General features: G+C 54.7%; 14 protein-coding genes, 1 pseudogene and 2 riboswitches. Of the genes and pseudogenes, 13 read left to right on the forward strand and 2 right to left on the reverse strand.

Annotated features, from left to right (window positions below):
• A pseudogene (locus AD948_RS18975) lies at window positions 1–108 on the forward strand (TonB-denpendent receptor); the annotation flags it as partial.
• A 90-nt stretch (window positions 109–198) separates the two neighbouring features.
• Here the strand turns inward: AD948_RS18975 and AD948_RS08890 are convergent.
• Window positions 199–1,722: a CYTH and CHAD domain-containing protein gene (locus AD948_RS08890; protein WP_061471535.1), complete on the reverse strand. Its 1,524-nt coding sequence runs from the start codon at window positions 1,720–1,722 to the stop codon at window positions 199–201.
• 258 nt (window positions 1,723–1,980) lie between these two features.
• Window positions 1,981–2,205: riboswitch (cobalamin riboswitch) on the forward strand.
• A 97-nt stretch (window positions 2,206–2,302) separates the two neighbouring features.
• On the opposite strand from AD948_RS08890, the gene AD948_RS08895 reads away from it, so the two are divergent.
• Genes AD948_RS08895 through cobJ form a run of 7 tightly spaced genes read left to right on the forward strand, consistent with a single transcriptional unit; the run spans window position 2,303 to window position 10,228 of the window.
• Window positions 2,303–2,659 carry a DUF1636 family protein gene (locus AD948_RS08895; protein WP_061471536.1) on the forward strand — a complete coding sequence of 119 codons (357 nt, stop codon included), beginning with the start codon at window positions 2,303–2,305 and terminating at the stop codon, window positions 2,657–2,659.
• Between the two features lies 1 nt (window position 2,660).
• Complete coding sequence (gene cobW, locus AD948_RS08900; protein ID WP_082782378.1) at window positions 2,661–3,743, forward strand: cobalamin biosynthesis protein CobW; 1,083 nt, start codon at window positions 2,661–2,663, stop codon at window positions 3,741–3,743.
• Window positions 3,744–3,748: 5 nt separating this feature from the next.
• Complete coding sequence (gene cobN / locus AD948_RS08905; RefSeq protein WP_061471537.1) at window positions 3,749–6,988, forward strand: cobaltochelatase subunit CobN; 3,240 nt, start codon at window positions 3,749–3,751, stop codon at window positions 6,986–6,988.
• Window positions 6,985–8,133, forward strand: a complete 1,149-nt coding sequence (cobG, locus tag AD948_RS08910; protein ID WP_082782379.1) for a precorrin-3B synthase — start codon at window positions 6,985–6,987, stop codon at window positions 8,131–8,133. Before cobN ends, cobG begins: the two co-directional genes overlap by 4 nt.
• Window positions 8,117–8,746: a precorrin-8X methylmutase gene (locus tag AD948_RS08915; protein ID WP_061471538.1), complete on the forward strand. Its 630-nt coding sequence runs from the start codon at window positions 8,117–8,119 to the stop codon at window positions 8,744–8,746. Before cobG ends, AD948_RS08915 begins: the two co-directional genes overlap by 17 nt.
• 4 nt (window positions 8,747–8,750) lie before the next feature.
• A complete protein-coding gene (locus tag AD948_RS08920) occupies window positions 8,751–9,497 on the forward strand; it encodes a precorrin-2 C(20)-methyltransferase (RefSeq protein ID WP_061471539.1) in 747 nt (248 codons plus the stop codon).
• Entirely contained in the window at window positions 9,494–10,228 is a 735-nt protein-coding gene (gene cobJ / locus AD948_RS08925; RefSeq protein WP_061471540.1) for a precorrin-3B C(17)-methyltransferase, read from the forward strand. The genes AD948_RS08920 and cobJ overlap by 4 nt, the downstream gene beginning before the upstream one ends.
• Here cobJ and AD948_RS08930 read toward each other — a convergent pair.
• On the reverse strand, window positions 10,204–10,950 hold the full coding sequence (locus AD948_RS08930) for a cobalt-precorrin-6A reductase (RefSeq protein ID WP_061471541.1): 747 nt from the start codon (window positions 10,948–10,950) through the stop codon (window positions 10,204–10,206). The two genes, cobJ and AD948_RS08930, sit on opposite strands and share 25 nt — an antisense overlap.
• A 1-nt stretch (window position 10,951) precedes the next feature.
• On the opposite strand from AD948_RS08930, the gene AD948_RS08935 reads away from it, so the two are divergent.
• The 5 genes from AD948_RS08935 (at window position 10,952) to cobF (ending at window position 15,663) form a co-directional block, all read left to right on the forward strand.
• Window positions 10,952–12,145 carry a bifunctional cobalt-precorrin-7 (C(5))-methyltransferase/cobalt-precorrin-6B (C(15))-methyltransferase gene (locus AD948_RS08935; protein WP_061471542.1) on the forward strand — a complete coding sequence of 398 codons (1,194 nt, stop codon included), beginning with the start codon at window positions 10,952–10,954 and terminating at the stop codon, window positions 12,143–12,145.
• Window positions 12,142–12,504 carry a cobalamin biosynthesis protein gene (locus AD948_RS08940; RefSeq protein ID WP_061471543.1) on the forward strand — a complete coding sequence of 121 codons (363 nt, stop codon included), beginning with the start codon at window positions 12,142–12,144 and terminating at the stop codon, window positions 12,502–12,504. The genes AD948_RS08935 and AD948_RS08940 overlap by 4 nt, the downstream gene beginning before the upstream one ends.
• 41 nt (window positions 12,505–12,545) lie before the next feature.
• Complete coding sequence (gene cobM, locus AD948_RS08945; RefSeq protein ID WP_061471566.1) at window positions 12,546–13,340, forward strand: precorrin-4 C(11)-methyltransferase; 795 nt, start codon at window positions 12,546–12,548, stop codon at window positions 13,338–13,340.
• Window positions 13,340–14,662, forward strand: a complete 1,323-nt coding sequence (locus AD948_RS08950) for a cobyrinate a,c-diamide synthase (protein ID WP_061471544.1) — start codon at window positions 13,340–13,342, stop codon at window positions 14,660–14,662. The genes cobM and AD948_RS08950 overlap by 1 nt, the downstream gene beginning before the upstream one ends.
• 242 nt (window positions 14,663–14,904) lie before the next feature.
• Entirely contained in the window at window positions 14,905–15,663 is a 759-nt protein-coding gene (gene cobF, locus AD948_RS08955) for a precorrin-6A synthase (deacetylating) (RefSeq protein WP_061471545.1), read from the forward strand.
• Between the two features lie 238 nt (window positions 15,664–15,901).
• A riboswitch (cobalamin riboswitch) is annotated at window positions 15,902–16,135 on the forward strand.
• The last annotated feature ends 78 nt before the right edge of the window (window positions 16,136–16,213 follow it).

The following is a 16,213-nucleotide window of genomic DNA, read 5'->3' on the forward strand; positions in this document are numbered from 1 at the left end:
GCTCTGGCCACCACCGGCGTGTATGGCACCAAGATCAAGGGAGGCAGCAGCACCTACTCCATCGCGGCCCCCTTCATGGTCATGGGCAGTGCAAGCGTCGATTTCTAAAACGACGTCAACACACAAAAATGCCGGGGAAAAATCCCGGCATTTTTTATAAATAGAGAAAAATATAGAATTTTTTGAAAAAAATGAACATTATGCCCAGAAAGGTTTCGTGTCTCTAAATTTTTTCCAGGCATGCTCAAGGGCATGCAATGCCGATTTTCTGCGTTTTTTATTCAGGCTTCTGACTGAAGAGACGGTTGAATAGATTTTAGTATGTGTTTTTCCTATCTCTTTTAATAAAGTGTCGGCGATAGCTGTATCGTTGATTTCTCCAAGATAGTGTTGCAGTTTTTTACAATGATCCATGTACGGTTTTACGTTTTTTCTAGCGTAAAAATTGGAAAAATAACCTGCACTATAACGCAGTTTTTTTAAGGTTTTTCTAAGAGTGTGAAGCTCTTCTGCTGATAGGCGGCGGATATGGCTTCCCTGTTTTGTTATTTTATGATCAAGCGGTTTAAGAAGGTCTGGAACATGAGTGTGCAAAGGTGTTCTCAGGAACATTTTTTTGCCAAGGAGGGGGTGACCTTCTATCCACGCCGAAAGTGAAATTATCAAGATTGTTAACGGTGTGGACTTCAGTTCTTGATGTAATAACTCATGAGATTTTCTTCTCTCTTCTTGTGCGATATCAATCAGATTTTTTTTAAGGCTACTGTCAGCAATTTCCATTAACATGTTTGGAAGCGTAGCCTGACAAAAGACATCCCAATCACGCGCCTTGCCCAGTAAGCGTCCGATACGACGCAACTCTTTCTGGAAATGCTTAAGAGCATGATCGTCCTCATAATGGGCGAACAAGCGCAGGATCGTCCGAACCTGACGGATCGCGACCCGCATCTGATGGATGCCTTCCATCTCGCTTTTTTCTACAGCAGGCAGATTCAGTATTATTCCGTTCAGGCCTGTTCTAGCCAAACTCCGGAACCCTCCGAGTAAGGTAATTTTCCGGCTTAAGTTTTGAAATTTTGTTTTTTTCGAAGGGGGCGCCGATCCCGTTAGTAGGAAATATCCTCTTTCTGCCTTTGAGAGAACGCCCAAGCGGAGCGGATTATCAGCCACAACTTCCAAAGCAAGATCATAAAGAGCCGTTACTGGACCCCTTTTGAGCTCCAATTCTAGTTCCTGGAGATCAGTAGCCTTCTCTCCGCTCCGAAGGATTCCGTCATCAAGGGAACATTCCACTAATGCTCCGTTATGTTCAAACGTATGGACTGTTCTGCGAATGTCGCTCGTCCAGACCGGAGCCAGTTTTCCTCTGAAATCCTTCATCCAGTTCCGTAAAGGCGTGCCTGAAAGCAGATCAAGGTCAGGTTGTTCTGAAGCTACATGCCATTCCCATTCTTTACGATGGAAATTCAACTGACGTTTGCTCTGCTGAGTTTTCAAGGTCTGAACATACTGCCCACCGGTCTGTCTGACCCGCAGAGAGAAGCCGGCCTGCAGCAGATCAAGCTCTGGTGTATCATAATAGGCTGTTACCTGATGCATCTGAGCAGGTGCCGTTTCTGCGGCTTTTAATGCAATGGTATTCTCAAGCAAAGGATATGCATCAGATGGGAAAAGAAACTTCACTTCAATTTCCAACGGAGCTGACACTTTGCTGGGAGCCATGGCTTTAATACGGCCCGCTACCAGACCGCTTTCCTGTTCATTTAAAGGAGATCATGAACAGCAAACGTCTCCGTTACAATCGGGTGGCAACGGCGCAAAGATTTTCTTTGGAATGAGACTGCGATTGCGGCAGGAAGATTAATCCATAATCGTCAAGCTATTGTATTTAATGGATATATAAGGGCAGTGACTGGAAAACCCTATGGCCGTTGATGGAGCCATGATTGCTCCATCGCTTGACATGATCGGCACTTTGCCGCAACAGCGTTGCACGTTGGTTCCGCTTCATAGATACGTCTGTAAAGCGGCTAAGAGGGAATGTGACAAGGCTCCTGATCAAAGGGAGCTACAAGCACAGCCGCCCCCGCGACCGTGACCGGAAAGATCGCTCTATGCCACTGACAAATCGTCGGGAAGGTGGGTGATCGTTGGGGAAACCCTGATTCCGCAAGCCGGGAGACCTGCCAGCAGACTATTCAACGGGCAGCCGGGGTGTGCTGCAACCGGTTGGACGTTTCTTGCTGCCCTTGACAGCTAGAGTTCCGCCCGTGGTGCCCCAGGTTGCAAGCAAGGCTGGGTCATGACCGCAAAACTCTTTGTTTGCACAACGTGCCGTGTGGGGGAGCCCGTAGTGGAAGGGCAACCGGTGCCGGGAAGACGTCTTTATACCCTTCTTACCTCCCAAAGCCGATCCTCCGGCCTGGAAATCATTCCTGTGGAATGTCTCTCCGCCTGCAACAATGGGTGTGTGATTGCCTTAAGTGCTTCTGGCCGATGGAGCTACGTATATGGCAGGCTGACGGAACAGGATGCCCCTGACATTCTTGCCGGCGCGGAAGCCTATGCCGCTACACCTGATGGTCTGGTGCCCTGGCGGCAACGCCCACAGATATTTCGCAAACAAAGTCTTGCCCGCCTTCCCCCGCAGGAGAATTGAGATGACAGCCATGCCGCACGTCGGAACAGGCCAGAGCACCCTTGAAAAAATTCCGGTAACCATCATTACCGGGTTTCTAGGCGCAGGTAAGACCACCTTGATTCGCCACCTGATGAGCCATCCTCAAGGGCGACGGTTAGCTGTTCTGGTCAATGAATTCGGGACGTTGGGGGTAGATGGAGAAATTCTCAAATCCTGCGCCGATGAAAACTGTCCTGCCGAAAATATTCTTGAACTGGCAAATGGCTGTATCTGTTGTACGGTGGCAGATGATTTTATTCCTACGGTCGAACGGCTTATGGCGCTTCCCGAACGGCCCGACCACATTCTGATAGAAACATCCGGTCTGGCACTGCCCAAACCGTTATTGAAGGCGTTTGACTGGCCTACTATCCGTTCTCGTATCACGGTAGATGGCGTTATCACGCTGGCCGATGCAGAGGCGGTAGCCGAGGGGCGTTTTGCTCCAGACACGGAGGCGGTGGATGCACAGCGGCAAGCAGACGATAGCTTGGACCATGACACACCCCTGGCTGAGGTGTTTGAAGACCAGCTTGCCTGTGCCGACCTTGTCCTCCTTACCAAGGCCGATCTGGTCGATGAGACTTGCCTCAATCGCGCACGGGATATGATCAATTCGCTTACTCCGCGTGTCCTGCCCATTATTCCAATCAAGGATGGAACGATTGATCCGCAGGTTGTTCTTGGCCTCAATGCCCAGGCTGAGAACGATCTGGCTGCACGGCCATCTCACCATGATGGCGAAGACGACCACGAGCATGAAGACTTTGACAGCGTGGCGATTGATCTACCGGAAGCCACCGATCCTGCTGCCTTGGTTGACGCGGTACGCTCGCTTGCCCGCACTCAGCATATCCTGCGTGTGAAAGGTTACGTCGCCGTCGCCGGGAAGCCGATGCGGATGGTGTTGCAAGGTGTGGGAGAACGTGTGCGCACGCAGTATGATCGCCCTTGGGGTAAGGAAGCCCGGCAAACGCGCCTTGTGGTGATCGCGGAGCATGATCACGTTGATGCTGCTGCAATCCGTGCCATGCTGACAGGACAGACGCCCCGGAAGGGCTGACCCGCATGCATGTGATCTTCCGAGAAAAGCACGGTCTGGAAGAGACGGAAACGCCTGTCGATCTGGGGCAGAGTCCGGCGGATTTAGTGGTGCTCTCCTTTTCTGATAGTGATCTTGGTGCGTTTGCTGCCGGGTGGCATGCGTCCAAAGGAGGCCTCCCCTCCCTGAGGCTGGCCAATCTTGCGGCATTACGGCATCCGCTCTCGGTAGATACCTATATTGAAAGCACTCTTGAGCACGCCAAAGGGATCTTAATTCGGCTGATTGGCGGTGCCAGTTATTGGCAGTACGGGCTGAGGCAAGTTGAACAACTGGCTCGCGAAAAAAATATTGCTCTTGCCGTGCTCGCGGCAGACGGACGGGTAGATCCAAGCCTGTCTGCCTGCTCCACTGTGTCTGAAAGCGTCCTGCATGAAGTGACAACCCTGTGTGACATAGGCGGAGCCGAGGCTGCGCAGTCAGTTCTTGCGCACTTGGCTGTGGCGGCTGGCCTGAAAGCTTGGTGCGATGTCACTCCCCAGATCATACCTGATGCAGGCTGGTATGACCCGGATGTAGGCGTTGTCTCGTGCGTTTCGCGCAGCGCTGCCCCGTTGGCTGTGGTGACGTTTTATCGCGCTTATTTGACCGCTGCGGATACAGAGCCCGTTGACGCGCTGATCAAGGCATTGCGCGAACGGGGTTTTCACGCAATGGGGCTGTTTGCCTCTTCCCTCAAGCATCCTCAGGCGGCCCATTGGATAGACAAGACCCTCCGTGAAAACGCTGCGGCACTTATCATCAATGCGACAGCCTTTTCTGCCCGGGGGGAAGATGGACGTTCACCTCTTGATGCAACGGGGTGTCCGGTTTTTCAGGTTGCGCTCTCCACGGCAGGACAACAGGACTGGGCAAGAGCCGAGCGCGGCCTTTCTCCTGCTGATCTCGCCATGCATGTTGTCCTGCCCGAAGTGGATGGGCGTATATTCGCGGGTGTCATCAGTTTTAAAGCTGTTGAAGAACAAGATCCTGACCTTCAGTTTTCCCGTGTCGTGCATCGGGCTGACGCCAGCCGTATTGCGGCTGTAGCAGACCGCGTTACCGCGTGGCACAGGCTCGGCTCAACGCCTCTGGCGCAGCAAACACTTGCGATTGTGCTTTCAACTTATCCCGGACGGCCGGAGCAGTTGGCTCACGCAGTAGGATTGGATGGACTGGCTTCAACAGACGCCATTCTAGTCGCTCTGCGGCAGGCAGGGTACGCCGTATCTTCAAAGATACCCCCGTTGGCTCAGGTTCTTCAGCAGACTAAGCAGATCTGGCCTCTGGAAGCCTACTACGCCGCGTTGAACGGCTTGCCGTCAGAATTGCAACGTGACCTGAAAGCCTCATGGGGAGACGCTAAAGATGATCCCTTGGTGCAGGATGGTGCATTCCATTTTCCGGCGGTTCGTTTGGGTGCAATCCTCGTGGCCCTGCAACCGGAGCGCGGGAGTTTATGCCAACGGGAAAACGACTATCATGACCTGACACGCATCCCCCGACATTCTTACGTCGCTTTCTATTTGTGGTTAAGGGCTCAGGGTGTGCATGCGCTGGTGCATATGGGCGCACATGGCACGCTGGAATGGTTACCGGGCAAGGCTGTCGCACTCTCCAGCACCTGTTGGCCGGAAGCGCTGATCGGCTCACTTCCTGTTATCTATCCCTTCATTGTCAATGACCCGGGAGAAGCAGCGCAGGCCAAGCGACGGATTGGAGCCGTAACACTTGGCCATCTCCCTCCTTCTCAACGATCCAGTTCCCTGCCGGAGGGACTGCTACGGCTGGAACGCTTACTAGACGAATATTCCACGGCTGAAGGCCTAGATCCTGCACGTCGTGACAGGCTGATAAGCGCGATACGGGCGGAGGCGCGGGCCAGTGGAGTGGAGCAGGATTTAGGCCTTCCGGCCAACGCAGCCGCAGCAGAAGCAATCGTGCGCATTGATCGCTTTGTATGCGACATAAAGGAAAGTCAGTTTGGTGATGGCCTGCATATCTATGGCCAAGGCTTCGGCGAACGTGAAGGTCTGTTGACGGCGTTGGCGGGCCGTCAGGTTGCACCGGGCCCATCAGGATCTCCCCATCGGGGGCGGGCCGATGTTCTGCCTACTGGCCGTAACCTGTATGCAATTGACCCAAGGAGCGTGCCAAGCCGTGTTGCGCATGCGCAGGGCGTGCGTTTGGCTGAGGAACTGCTACGTCGCCATTTGCAAGATCATGGGGACTGGCCGCAAGGGCTGATTGTTGATCTGTGGGGTTCTGCCACCATGCGCACCGCTGGTGAGGAATTTGCCATGGCGCTCCATCTGGCCGGGCTTGCCCCGCAATGGGATGCGGGTTCGGATCGTGTTGCGGGTTTTGAAATTTTGCCCCCTGCCCTTCTGGGCCGTCCACGTATTGATGTCACGCTGCGCGTGTCAGGCCTGTTCAGAGATGTCTTTCCTGGTCTGGCGCAGATGTTTGAAGCCGCGACTGCTGCATTGGCAGAACGAGACGAACCGGAAGGTGAAAATCCTTACCGGATGCGCGGCCCCCGTGTTTTTGGTCCCCGGCCGGGAAGCTATGGGCTGGCCATGGAGGGGGCGCTGGAAAACTATAGTGAGGACGGTCGCAATGCTGCGGGAGAGGCATGGCTGAGTGCCTCTGAATGGGCCATTGCAGCTAACGGAGACATATATCAGGACCGAGCCGCATTGGAAAAACGGCTATCTTCAACGGATAGTGTTGTCCATGTTCAGGATCTTGCCGAAACGGACCTTCTTCTTTCATCCGACTATGCGGCCCATGAATCTGGTCCCGCTGCTGCCATGGCCCGCATAGGCAATGTAGCCCCTACTCTGTATCATATCGACGCCACACAGCCACAAACACCGCGTGCCCGCCTGCTGCGTGAAGAGATTGCCAGAGTTGTTCGAGCCCGTGCCGGTAATCCGCAGTGGGCCAATGGTATGATGCGTCATGGCTTTCGGGGGGCGGCGGAAATTGCCGCAACGCTTGATAATCTGGCTGCCTTTGCAAATTTGACCCGTGACGTGCCAACTCACCTCTTTGATATTTATTATCAGGCCACGTTAGGCCGGGATGATCTGGTAGCGTTTATGGCGCAGGAAAATCCGGGAGCACTAACTGCTATACGCGAGCGTTTTCATGCCCTTGCTGAGGCAGGTTTGTGGAACACGCGAAGCAACATCATTGCAGCCAGCCTGCAGGGCACACCATGAGCACGCCGATCGTGAAAGGATGGTGCCCTGGGGGACTGCGCCCCATGCTATCGGGCGATGGACTTCTCGTGCGTGTGAAGCCCCTGATCGGGCGTCTGACGCAAACGCAGGCTGCTGGTGTTGCCTATCTGGCTGACCAGTGTGGCAATGGGCTTATTGATTTATCTGCTCGCGCAACACTGACTATTCGTGGCGTAACCGACCAGACTTATGATCGGCTGATAACTGGCCTAAAAGAACTCAATCTGATTGATCCCACACCCGAAGCAGAGGCGAGGCGCAATTGTATTGTGACGCCGTATTGGGAAAACGGGGATGGCACAGCGGAACTAGCCGAACGACTGACCAAAGCATTGCAGGGACAAAAGGGGCTCCGTCTGCCCGGCAAGTTTGGATTTGCTCTTGATACGGGCCCCTTCCCTGTGTTGCGTGCCGTTTCGGCAGATATTCGGATTGAACGCGACACGAACGGCATGCTCCTTTGTCGTCCCGATGGAGCGGATACCGGAGCGCATGTCACGCCGGATAGTTTGGTCCAAACAGCTATTTCCCTCGCTGAATGGTTTGTGAGCACGGGCGGGCGCACCCGTATGGCCGCACATCTAGCCGACGGCGCTGTCCTACCCTCCGCCTTTACGGTTATGAAAGCGGCTTCGCATAGAAAAATACCTCAGCCGGTTCCTCATGTTTCTTCTGCCGGTGTGCTGGTTGGTTTCGCGTTTGGACAGCTACAAGCAGTCACACTTGGAGCGCTTGCCACACACTCTCCTTTGCGTCTCACTCCGTGGCGTATGTTGCTGCTGGAGGGGCAGACACAAGCACCAGCCTTGAACGATATCATTACCAGCCAAAATGATCCGTTGCTGCGTGTGGCCGCCTGCACAGGTGCCCCCGGTTGTTCTCAGGCCTTGCTGCCTACGCGTCACTTGGCTCATGCTTTGGCCCCGTACGTGCCACAGGGGCAGAGCCTGCATATCTCTGGCTGCTCAAAAGGGTGTGCCCATCCGAATGCAGCGTCAGTGACACTTGTCGCTCAGGAACGTGGTTTTGCTCTTGTCCGAAACGGGAATGCCTGCGCTGCATCCTATGAACGGACGTTCTCCCCTGCAATGCTATTAGAAGACCCTGATGCCCTATTCCTATGAAACCAATGGTTCGGTTATTTACCGTCACTCCTTCGCTATCATTCGTAAGGAAGCCAATCTGACGCGGTTCAGCCCAGAAGAAGAACGGGTCGCGGTAAGGATGATTCATGCGGCTGGAATGGTTGGTCTTGAGGAGTATCTGGTTTTTTCGCCCAAGATGGCCGTTACCGCACGTGCTGCACTTGAATCGGGAGCCCCTATTCTGTGTGATGCCCGTATGGTTAGCGAAGGTATTACCCGCGCCCGTCTCCCGGCGGATAATGCCGTTCTCTGCACATTGCATGACCCCTCCGTTCCCGCTCTTGCCGCACAAATGAATAATACGCGTTCGGCGGCAGCACTTGAGCTGTGGCGCCCTCATCTGGCGGGAGCCGTGGTGGCGATAGGGAATGCCCCTACTGCCCTCTTTCATTTGCTCAATATGCTGGAAGATCCCTCCTGCCCGCGGCCTGCTGCCATTATTGGTTGCCCGGTGGGTTTTGTTGGAGCGGCGGAATCAAAGGAGGCTCTTGCTACAACGCCTGATCTATCTTTTTTGACTGTGCGTGGACGGCTGGGTGGATCGGCAATGACCGTGGCGGCAGTCAACGCCTTGGCCAGCCGAGCGGAATAAGCAGATGGCTGGAAAAATTATCTGTGCAGGCTTGGGGCCTGGAGCACCAGACCTGCTAAGTGTAAGAGCTGACCGTGTGATCCGTTCTGCCCGACATATCGCATATTTTCATAAGGCGGGTCACAGGGGGCAAGCGCGGCAGATTGTTGACGGCATGCTGATGTCTGACGCGATTGAATATCCGATGGAATATCCCGTCACGACTGAACTTCCGGTGGCCAGCGTAGCGTATCGTCATGCGTTGGCAGAGTTTTATGACAAGTGGGCTGACCGGCTGGCTGATCTGGCATGTAAGCATGAAGTGGTGGTTCTGTGCGAAGGAGACCCGTTTTTTTATGGCTCCTTCATGCATCTGCATATTCGTTTGCAAGACCGTGCCGCGATTGAGGTCATCCCTGGTATTACCGGCATGACAGGCTGCTGGAACGCCATTGGCACTCCTATGACATGGGGGGATGACGTCCTGACAGTGTTGACCGGCACAATGCAGGAGCGGGATCTGGTGGAACACATGCAGACTGCCGATGCGCTGGTAGTCATGAAAACGGGTAGAAATCTTCCCAAGATCTGTCGTGCGCTGATGCAGGCCGACCGTCTGCATGACGCTTGGCTGGTTGAACGTGGCACCATGCCAAACCAGAAGATCATCCGTCTGGCAGACGCAGATCCTAACAATTGCCCTTATTTTGCAACGGTGCTGGTGCATGGACAGGGGCGCAGGCCTGACTTTGAAAAAAAGGCCGCGCAATGACAGGAACCTTGATTGTTGCCGGGCTCGGGCCCGGCGATGAAGCGCTCATAACGCCAGAAGTGACCGTTGCCCTTGCTGAAGCGACGGATGTGGTAGGATATATTCCGTATGTAGCACGCATTGCTAAACGTGAGGGGCTGACGCTGCACGCTACGGACAACCGCGTTGAACTGGAGCGTGCTACGCACGCACTGGAAATGGCCGCTTCAGGTCGTAAAGTTGTTGTTGTGTCGTCAGGTGATCCCGGCGTTTTCGCCATGGCTGCTGCAGTATTCGAAGCCATGGAACGTGCCCCACATCTGTCTAAAGTAGACGTTCGTATTTTACCGGGTATCACCGCGATGTTAGCGGCCGCCGCCAAGATAGGCGCACCGCTTGGTCATGATTTTTGTGCCATAAATCTTTCGGATAATCTCAAGCCTTGGGCCATTGTTGAGCGAAGGCTCCGTCTTGCAGCGCAAGCAGATTTTGCAATGGCGTTTTATAATCCGCGCTCTGCAAGCCGTCCGCATCAATTTGCGCAAACGCTTGATATTCTAAGGGAAGAGTGCGGGCCGGACCGGATTATTCTGTTTGCGCGAGCTGTCACCACTCCTCAGGAACAGATCAGGGCAACAACACTGGGGGAAGCGCGTCCTGAAATGGCCGACATGCGTACGGTGGTTCTGCTAGGGAATGCCTCAACACGGTCGATCGGGCGGTATGTTTATACACCAAGGCACGCAGGATGACCCAGCCACTTCATAACGTCCTCTGGCGTGCGGGCAATGACACGCGGCGGCATAACGGGCCGATCGATCAGAATGACGGGCAAACCCAATGCCCGCGCCGCGTCAAGCTTGGCACGGGCGCCCATGCCGCCAGCATTTTTTGCAACAACATGGGTTATACAATGGTGTTGCATAAGAGCCGTGTCGCCTTCCTCCGTAAACGGGCCACGCGCAATAACGACATTCGCATTGGCCAACGGCAGCGGAGCCTCTGGGGAGTCAACCAGACGCAGCAGATATTCATGCTGTGGGCGCGTAGCAAACACACGGATCAACTGTTTCCCGATAGCCAGAAAGACCTTGGCGGGCATAACGGGCAAGGCTGCAACAGCACTGACTGCGTCTGGCACCATAAGCCAGTTATCTCCCTGCTTCGGTATCCAGGGGGCGCGCTCAAACGCAAGCAGAGGAACGTCAACTTTAGCACAGGCAGTAAGCGCATTTTTGCTCATCTGGGCAGCAAAAGGATGGGTCGCGTCAATTACATGGGTTATGTCTGCGTCACGCAGATAGGCCGCCAAACCGTCCGGGCCGCCGAACCCACCAACGCGCACAGGCAGAGGTTGCTGACGTGGGGCAGCGGTTCTGCCGGCGTAGGAAAATATGGTATCCACGCCGGCCTCCGCCAGAATACGCGCCATCAGACTGGCTTCTGTGGTGCCGCCCAGCAAAAGAACGCGCATTATGGCTAACTCCCCGGCTGCCCCTTGGCTTATCATCATCGGTCTTGGTGAAGACGGAATGGCAGGTTTACCCGTAGCGCGCCAGACTGAACTGGCCAACGCTGAGCTGATTTTTGGTGGCCACCGTCATCTGGCATTGGTTGATGCGGGCGACCGTGGCTGCCCGTGGCCGGTCCCATTTTCCATTGATCTCGTTCTGGCTGCCCGTGGTCGGAAGGTCGTTGTGCTGGCATCAGGAGACCCCTTCTGGTTTGGTGCTGGCACCCGTCTTGCAGCTAACCTCTCACCAGAAGAATGGATTGCGCATCCGGCTCCCTCCACTTTCTCTCTTGCGGCGAGCAGGCTGGGGTGGGCGCTGGAGCATGTGGCGTGCATAGCCCTGCATGCGGCACCATTTGAACGGTTAAAGCCCGTTCTACATTCCAAAGGGCGTATCATCTGCTTGATACGGGATGGCTCTGCTGTTGGTTCCTTGGCCAAATGGCTTACGGAACAGGGCTTTGGGTCCTCAACGCTCCACATAATGGAGGCACTGGGCGGACCGCAGGAACGTATTCGCACTGTGATATGTCAGCAGTTTGCTTATACTGATGTAAGATCTCCCGTTGCTGTCGCGATTACTTTGTGTGGTCCCGCGGGGCTAAGCCGGGCGTCCGGCCTGCCAGACAATACGTTTCTTCATGATGGACAGATTACGAAACGGCCTATCCGCGCTCTCACCCTTTCCACGCTAGCTCCGCGACCGGGAGACTTGTTGTGGGATATCGGTGCAGGCTCCGGATCAATCTCTCTGGAATGGTGCCTGGCAAGTGGGCAGGCCATTGCTGTGGAACCGCGAGCAGATCGTGCAGCAAATATTCGCGCGTCAGCCAGTGCCTTAGGTGTAGAGCCGGTCATTCAGGTGGTGGAAGGTCGGGCACCGCAGATACTTCATAATCTGCCGACACCTGATGCCGTATTTATTGGCGGCGGTGCCACCTCTGCGCTGCTGGAGTATGTGTGGGGAAATGTTCCTTCGGGCACGCGCATCGTAGCCAATGGCGTGACGCTTGAGACAGAAGCGCTTCTGGCCACATGGTATGGGCACAAGGGGGGAGATCTTTTGCGGATAGAATTGGCAAATGCTGCCCCTTTAGGAACTATGCAGGGCTGGCTTCCGGCGCGGCCCATCGTGCAATGGAGCATCGTAAGATGAAAGTTGCTGGTTTTGGTTTTCGGGAGGCTGCTACCCTCACCTCGCTCCGGAATGCATTGGATGCAGCACGCGGCCACGAAAGCGTTGGGGCTGTGGCCACGCTTGCGCACAAGGCATGCACGCCAGTGTTTATCGCGCTGGCTGAAGAACTGGGCGTGCCTGTTCGTGCAATCGCAATGGAAACGCTGGCAGGTATCAGCACGCCTACCCGCTCAGAGCGCATCATGCTGCGTTTTGGAACTGGTTGTATTGCAGAAGCTACGGCATTGGCTGGTGCCGGGTTTGGGGCGCGTCTGATGGTGCATCGCACTGTTTCGGCCGATGGCATGGCAACAGCGGCTATTGCGGAGCTAGCATGATCAAGCATGGCCAAAAATCTGACTCAGAAGGACACCATGGCATGACTGTTCACTTCATTGGTGCCGGACCGGGTGCCCCAGACCTGATTACCCTGCGTGGACGCGATCTGATAGCAGCCAGTCCAGTCTGCCTTTATGCCGGGTCTCTGGTGCCAGAGGCTCTGCTTGACTATTGCCCTCCGGGGGCGCGGATCATCAACACAGCTCCTCTTTCTCTGGACGAGATCATTGCGGAAATTGAAACAGCATATGCAGCCGGCCAAGACGTTGCTCGGCTGCATTCTGGTGACCTCTCCGTATGGTCGGCTATGGGAGAACAATTACGCCGCTTACGCGCCTTAGGAATTCCTTATGATGTAACGCCCGGTGTTCCTTCCTTCGCTGCTGCCGCTGCTGCGTTGGGAACCGAACTGACTTTGCCGGGCGTTGTTCAGTCGGTCGTGCTGACACGTACGTCTGGGCGCGCAACATCCATGCCACCAGCCGAGAACCTGGCAGCATTTGCCGCAACTGGTGCAACGCTTGCCATTCACCTGTCCATCCATGTGCTGGACCGCGTCGTGGCGGAACTGACGCCTTATTACGGAAGCGATTGTCCGGTTGCCATTGTCTGGCGTGCCAGTTGGCCTGATGAGCGTATTGTTCGTGCTACCTTGGAAACGCTTGGTGGTGCACTGGCAAATGAGCTGGCGAGTGAACTTGAACGGACGGCCCTTATTTTGGTTGGTAGATCACTGGGGGCTACGGATTTTGAGACAAGCCGCCTCTATGCTGCGGATTATGACCGCCGTTTCCGCCCTCTCGGCACTGCTCCACGCTTTCCAGAGACAACGTGATGCCTGACCGCCCGAACTGTCCAGGTCTGATTATTTCAGCTCCCGCTTCCGGCGCGGGCAAGACCATGGTGACTCTGGGTATTATCGCTGCATTGAAGGCTCGTGGGCTTGATATTCAGCCGTTCAAGAATGGGCCGGATTATATAGACCCCGCTTTTCACAAGGCCGCGTCTGGCCGCGTTTCCTTCAACCTTGACAGTTGGGCCATGTCTGCGGAGCGGCTTTCTGGCCTGATCGGGGATCGGGCGGATGCGGACCTGATGATCGCAGAAGGCTCAATGGGCCTGTTTGACGGTGTGGCAGAAGCGGGCGAAGCCGGGAATGGTGCCAGCGCAGATCTGGCTGCGTTTACTGGCTGGCCGGTTCTGCTCGTGTTGGATGTTTCCGGGCAGGCGCAGTCTGCTGCGGCTATCGCCCATGGCTTCGCAACGTTCTCTCCCGATGTCAGACTGGGCGGGGTTATTCTCAATCGGGTAGCCAGCCCACGGCATGAAGCTTTGATCCGTATTGGCATGGAAACGGCAGGGCTCCCTATAGTGGGTGCTCTCCCTAGGCACGGAGCTGTGACGTTACCCGAACGGCATCTCGGTCTGGTGCAGGCTGAAGAACAACCTCACCTCGCCTCACTGTTGGACGAACTGGGCCAGTTCATTGCCGCGCATGTGGATATGGACCTTATTCTGGCCATGGCCGGCAATACTCATCAGCTTAGCGCCACGTCCGTCAGCATATCTCCTCCGGGTCAGCGTATTGCTCTGGCAAGGGATGCGGCCTTTTCATTTATTTATCCTCATCTTCTTGAAGGGTGGCGCGCTGCTGGGGCCGAAATTGTGCCGTTCTCCCCCCTTTCTGACGAAGCACCAGATCCAGATGCGGACGTCTGCTGGCTTCCCGGTGGTTATCCGGAACTGCATGCGGGCACTCTGGCAACAGCAACTCATTTCCACCAAAAATTGCGAGAATTTGCGCTCACCCGGCCTGTTCATGGGGAGTGTGGCGGCTACATGGTCATGGGGACGAGCTTGATTGACGCGCAAGGAGTAAGCCACCGCATGGTAGGGCTGCTTGGTCTGGAAACATCTTTCGCCAAGCGCCGTATGCATCTGGGTTACAGGCTGGCCACCCTTACTGCCCCCATTCCCGGCTACAATGCGGGGCAGCGCTTGCGTGGGCATGAATTCCATTATGCCAGCATTACAAGTCAACCTGATAACACGCTGGCTCTGGCAATCGATGCGAATGGTAACGCCGTGCCGGAGGCGGGTTCACGCCGAGGTCTGGCAACTGGCACGTTTTTCCATCTGATTGCACCAGCAATATGATCCGCATTACCTGTTCCCGGCGGAGGGCTCTCGCTGGATGACTGCAGCACACCGTCTCTCTGCTGCATTACCCAAGCCATTCTTACTGAACAGTTCCTTCCAAGGGTTATCTAAAGGGGGCGTTTGGCATGTGCGACGTAAGTGCATGCTCGCGCTGGCACATATGTATTTTCAGGAAACAATCATGCCTTCGACAGCATCCTTTGTGGAACATCTACTGACTCTCCTGGGGAAAATCGTTCATGCTTGATCTGGTTCTTGTTGGTATTGGAACGGGAAATCCTGACCATTTGACTTTGCAGGCGGTACGCGAACTCAATGCGGCCGATCTCATTCTTATTCCCTGCAAAGGTCCGAACAAGGCGGATTTGGCCGATCTGCGACATACAATTTGTGAGCAGGTTCTGACCAATTCGGCCTGCCGTATCGTAGAGTTCGAAATGCCGCGTCGTGATGTGACTGATCCGAATTATCGTCATGGGGTGCTGCAATGGCATGATGCGATTGCCCGCGTGTGGCAGGAAACCATGGAGGTTAATTTACCTCAAGGCGGCACAGTTGCTTTGCTGGTATGGGGAGATCCTTCTCTTTATGATAGTACTTTGCGCATTGCCTCTAGGCTTCAGCCTGCACGAAGAATACGCAGCATTCCGGGAATCATGTCTCTTAATATGCTGGCTGCAGCCCATACGATCGCCCTTAATGATATAGGCACGCCGTTTACTGTCACAACTGGGCGTCAGTTACGCGATCATGGCTGGTCGGAAGGAAGCAATACGCTCATTGTCATGCTGGATGGAGAGTGTTCTTTCCAGCATATCCCCTCACAAGATGTCATTATCTATTGGGGTGCGTATGTTGGTATGCCAGAGCAGATTTTACTTTCTGGCCCTTTGTCGGAAATTGGACCGGAGATCATTACCACTCGTGCTCAGGCACGCGCGCACCATGGCTGGATCATGGATATCTATCTTCTTCGCCGTAAAATCTCAGAACAATAAAAGCCCTTCATCAGCTACGAAAAATGGCATGGTGGATGTGGTTTGCGCCATTATTGGTATGATGGGATAGAAACGATCATAGAGCTTTGAGTAACCGCCCTTACTGCCTGACCTGTATAGGGGGAACTGACAACATCTGTCTGACACGCTCTGGTACAAGCCGACAATCTCAAATACGGGCGGAATATCCTTGTTTCCGTGCGTGTCTGTATTGAAATCATCGTAATTCCACGCTTATAAAGGGCGCATAGTCGATGGTTCCGTGCAAACGGATGAAAAGGGAATGCTGTATGCTTCGGCTGGACATGATGTCCGGAAGTCAGTCAGCAACTGCCCCCGCAACTGTTGGCGGTGAGAGTCTGTTTGTTATGTTTCCTTGCAGAAACAGGTCACTGGTTCGTTTGGACCGGGAAGGCTAAGCAGAACTCCGTGATCCGCGAGTCAGGAGACCTGCCATCGTCGTGATAAGCCCGGATACCGGTCGGGGATGGCCGTTTTCCAGAAAGACAAACGATGGAAACCTTAGTTCCGTTCATTCTTTTGCCGCACA

It is taken from the genome of Acetobacter senegalensis, assembly GCF_001580995.1.
In the GTDB taxonomy this organism is placed as follows: Bacteria; Pseudomonadota; Alphaproteobacteria; order Acetobacterales; family Acetobacteraceae; genus Acetobacter; species Acetobacter senegalensis.

Excerpts from the sequence above, each read along its gene's own strand:
- AD948_RS08890 (WP_061471535.1), bottom strand. The coding sequence starts at position 1,722 with ATGGCTCCCAGCAAAGTGTCAGCTCCGTTGGAAATTGAAGTGAAGTTT.
- AD948_RS08895 (WP_061471536.1), top strand. The coding sequence starts at position 2,303 with ATGACCGCAAAACTCTTTGTTTGCACAACGTGCCGTGTGGGGGAGCCC.
- cobW (WP_082782378.1), top strand. The coding sequence starts at position 2,661 with ATGACAGCCATGCCGCACGTCGGAACAGGCCAGAGCACCCTTGAAAAA.
- cobN (WP_061471537.1), top strand. The coding sequence starts at position 3,749 with ATGCATGTGATCTTCCGAGAAAAGCACGGTCTGGAAGAGACGGAAACG.
- cobG (WP_082782379.1), top strand. The coding sequence starts at position 6,985 with ATGAGCACGCCGATCGTGAAAGGATGGTGCCCTGGGGGACTGCGCCCC.
- AD948_RS08915 (WP_061471538.1), top strand. The coding sequence starts at position 8,117 with ATGCCCTATTCCTATGAAACCAATGGTTCGGTTATTTACCGTCACTCC.
- AD948_RS08920 (WP_061471539.1), top strand. The coding sequence starts at position 8,751 with ATGGCTGGAAAAATTATCTGTGCAGGCTTGGGGCCTGGAGCACCAGAC.
- cobJ (WP_061471540.1), top strand. The coding sequence starts at position 9,494 with ATGACAGGAACCTTGATTGTTGCCGGGCTCGGGCCCGGCGATGAAGCG.
- AD948_RS08930 (WP_061471541.1), bottom strand. The coding sequence starts at position 10,950 with ATGCGCGTTCTTTTGCTGGGCGGCACCACAGAAGCCAGTCTGATGGCG.
- AD948_RS08935 (WP_061471542.1), top strand. The coding sequence starts at position 10,952 with ATGGCTAACTCCCCGGCTGCCCCTTGGCTTATCATCATCGGTCTTGGT.
- AD948_RS08940 (WP_061471543.1), top strand. The coding sequence starts at position 12,142 with ATGAAAGTTGCTGGTTTTGGTTTTCGGGAGGCTGCTACCCTCACCTCG.
- cobM (WP_061471566.1), top strand. The coding sequence starts at position 12,546 with ATGACTGTTCACTTCATTGGTGCCGGACCGGGTGCCCCAGACCTGATT.
- AD948_RS08950 (WP_061471544.1), top strand. The coding sequence starts at position 13,340 with ATGCCTGACCGCCCGAACTGTCCAGGTCTGATTATTTCAGCTCCCGCT.
- cobF (WP_061471545.1), top strand. The coding sequence starts at position 14,905 with ATGCTTGATCTGGTTCTTGTTGGTATTGGAACGGGAAATCCTGACCAT.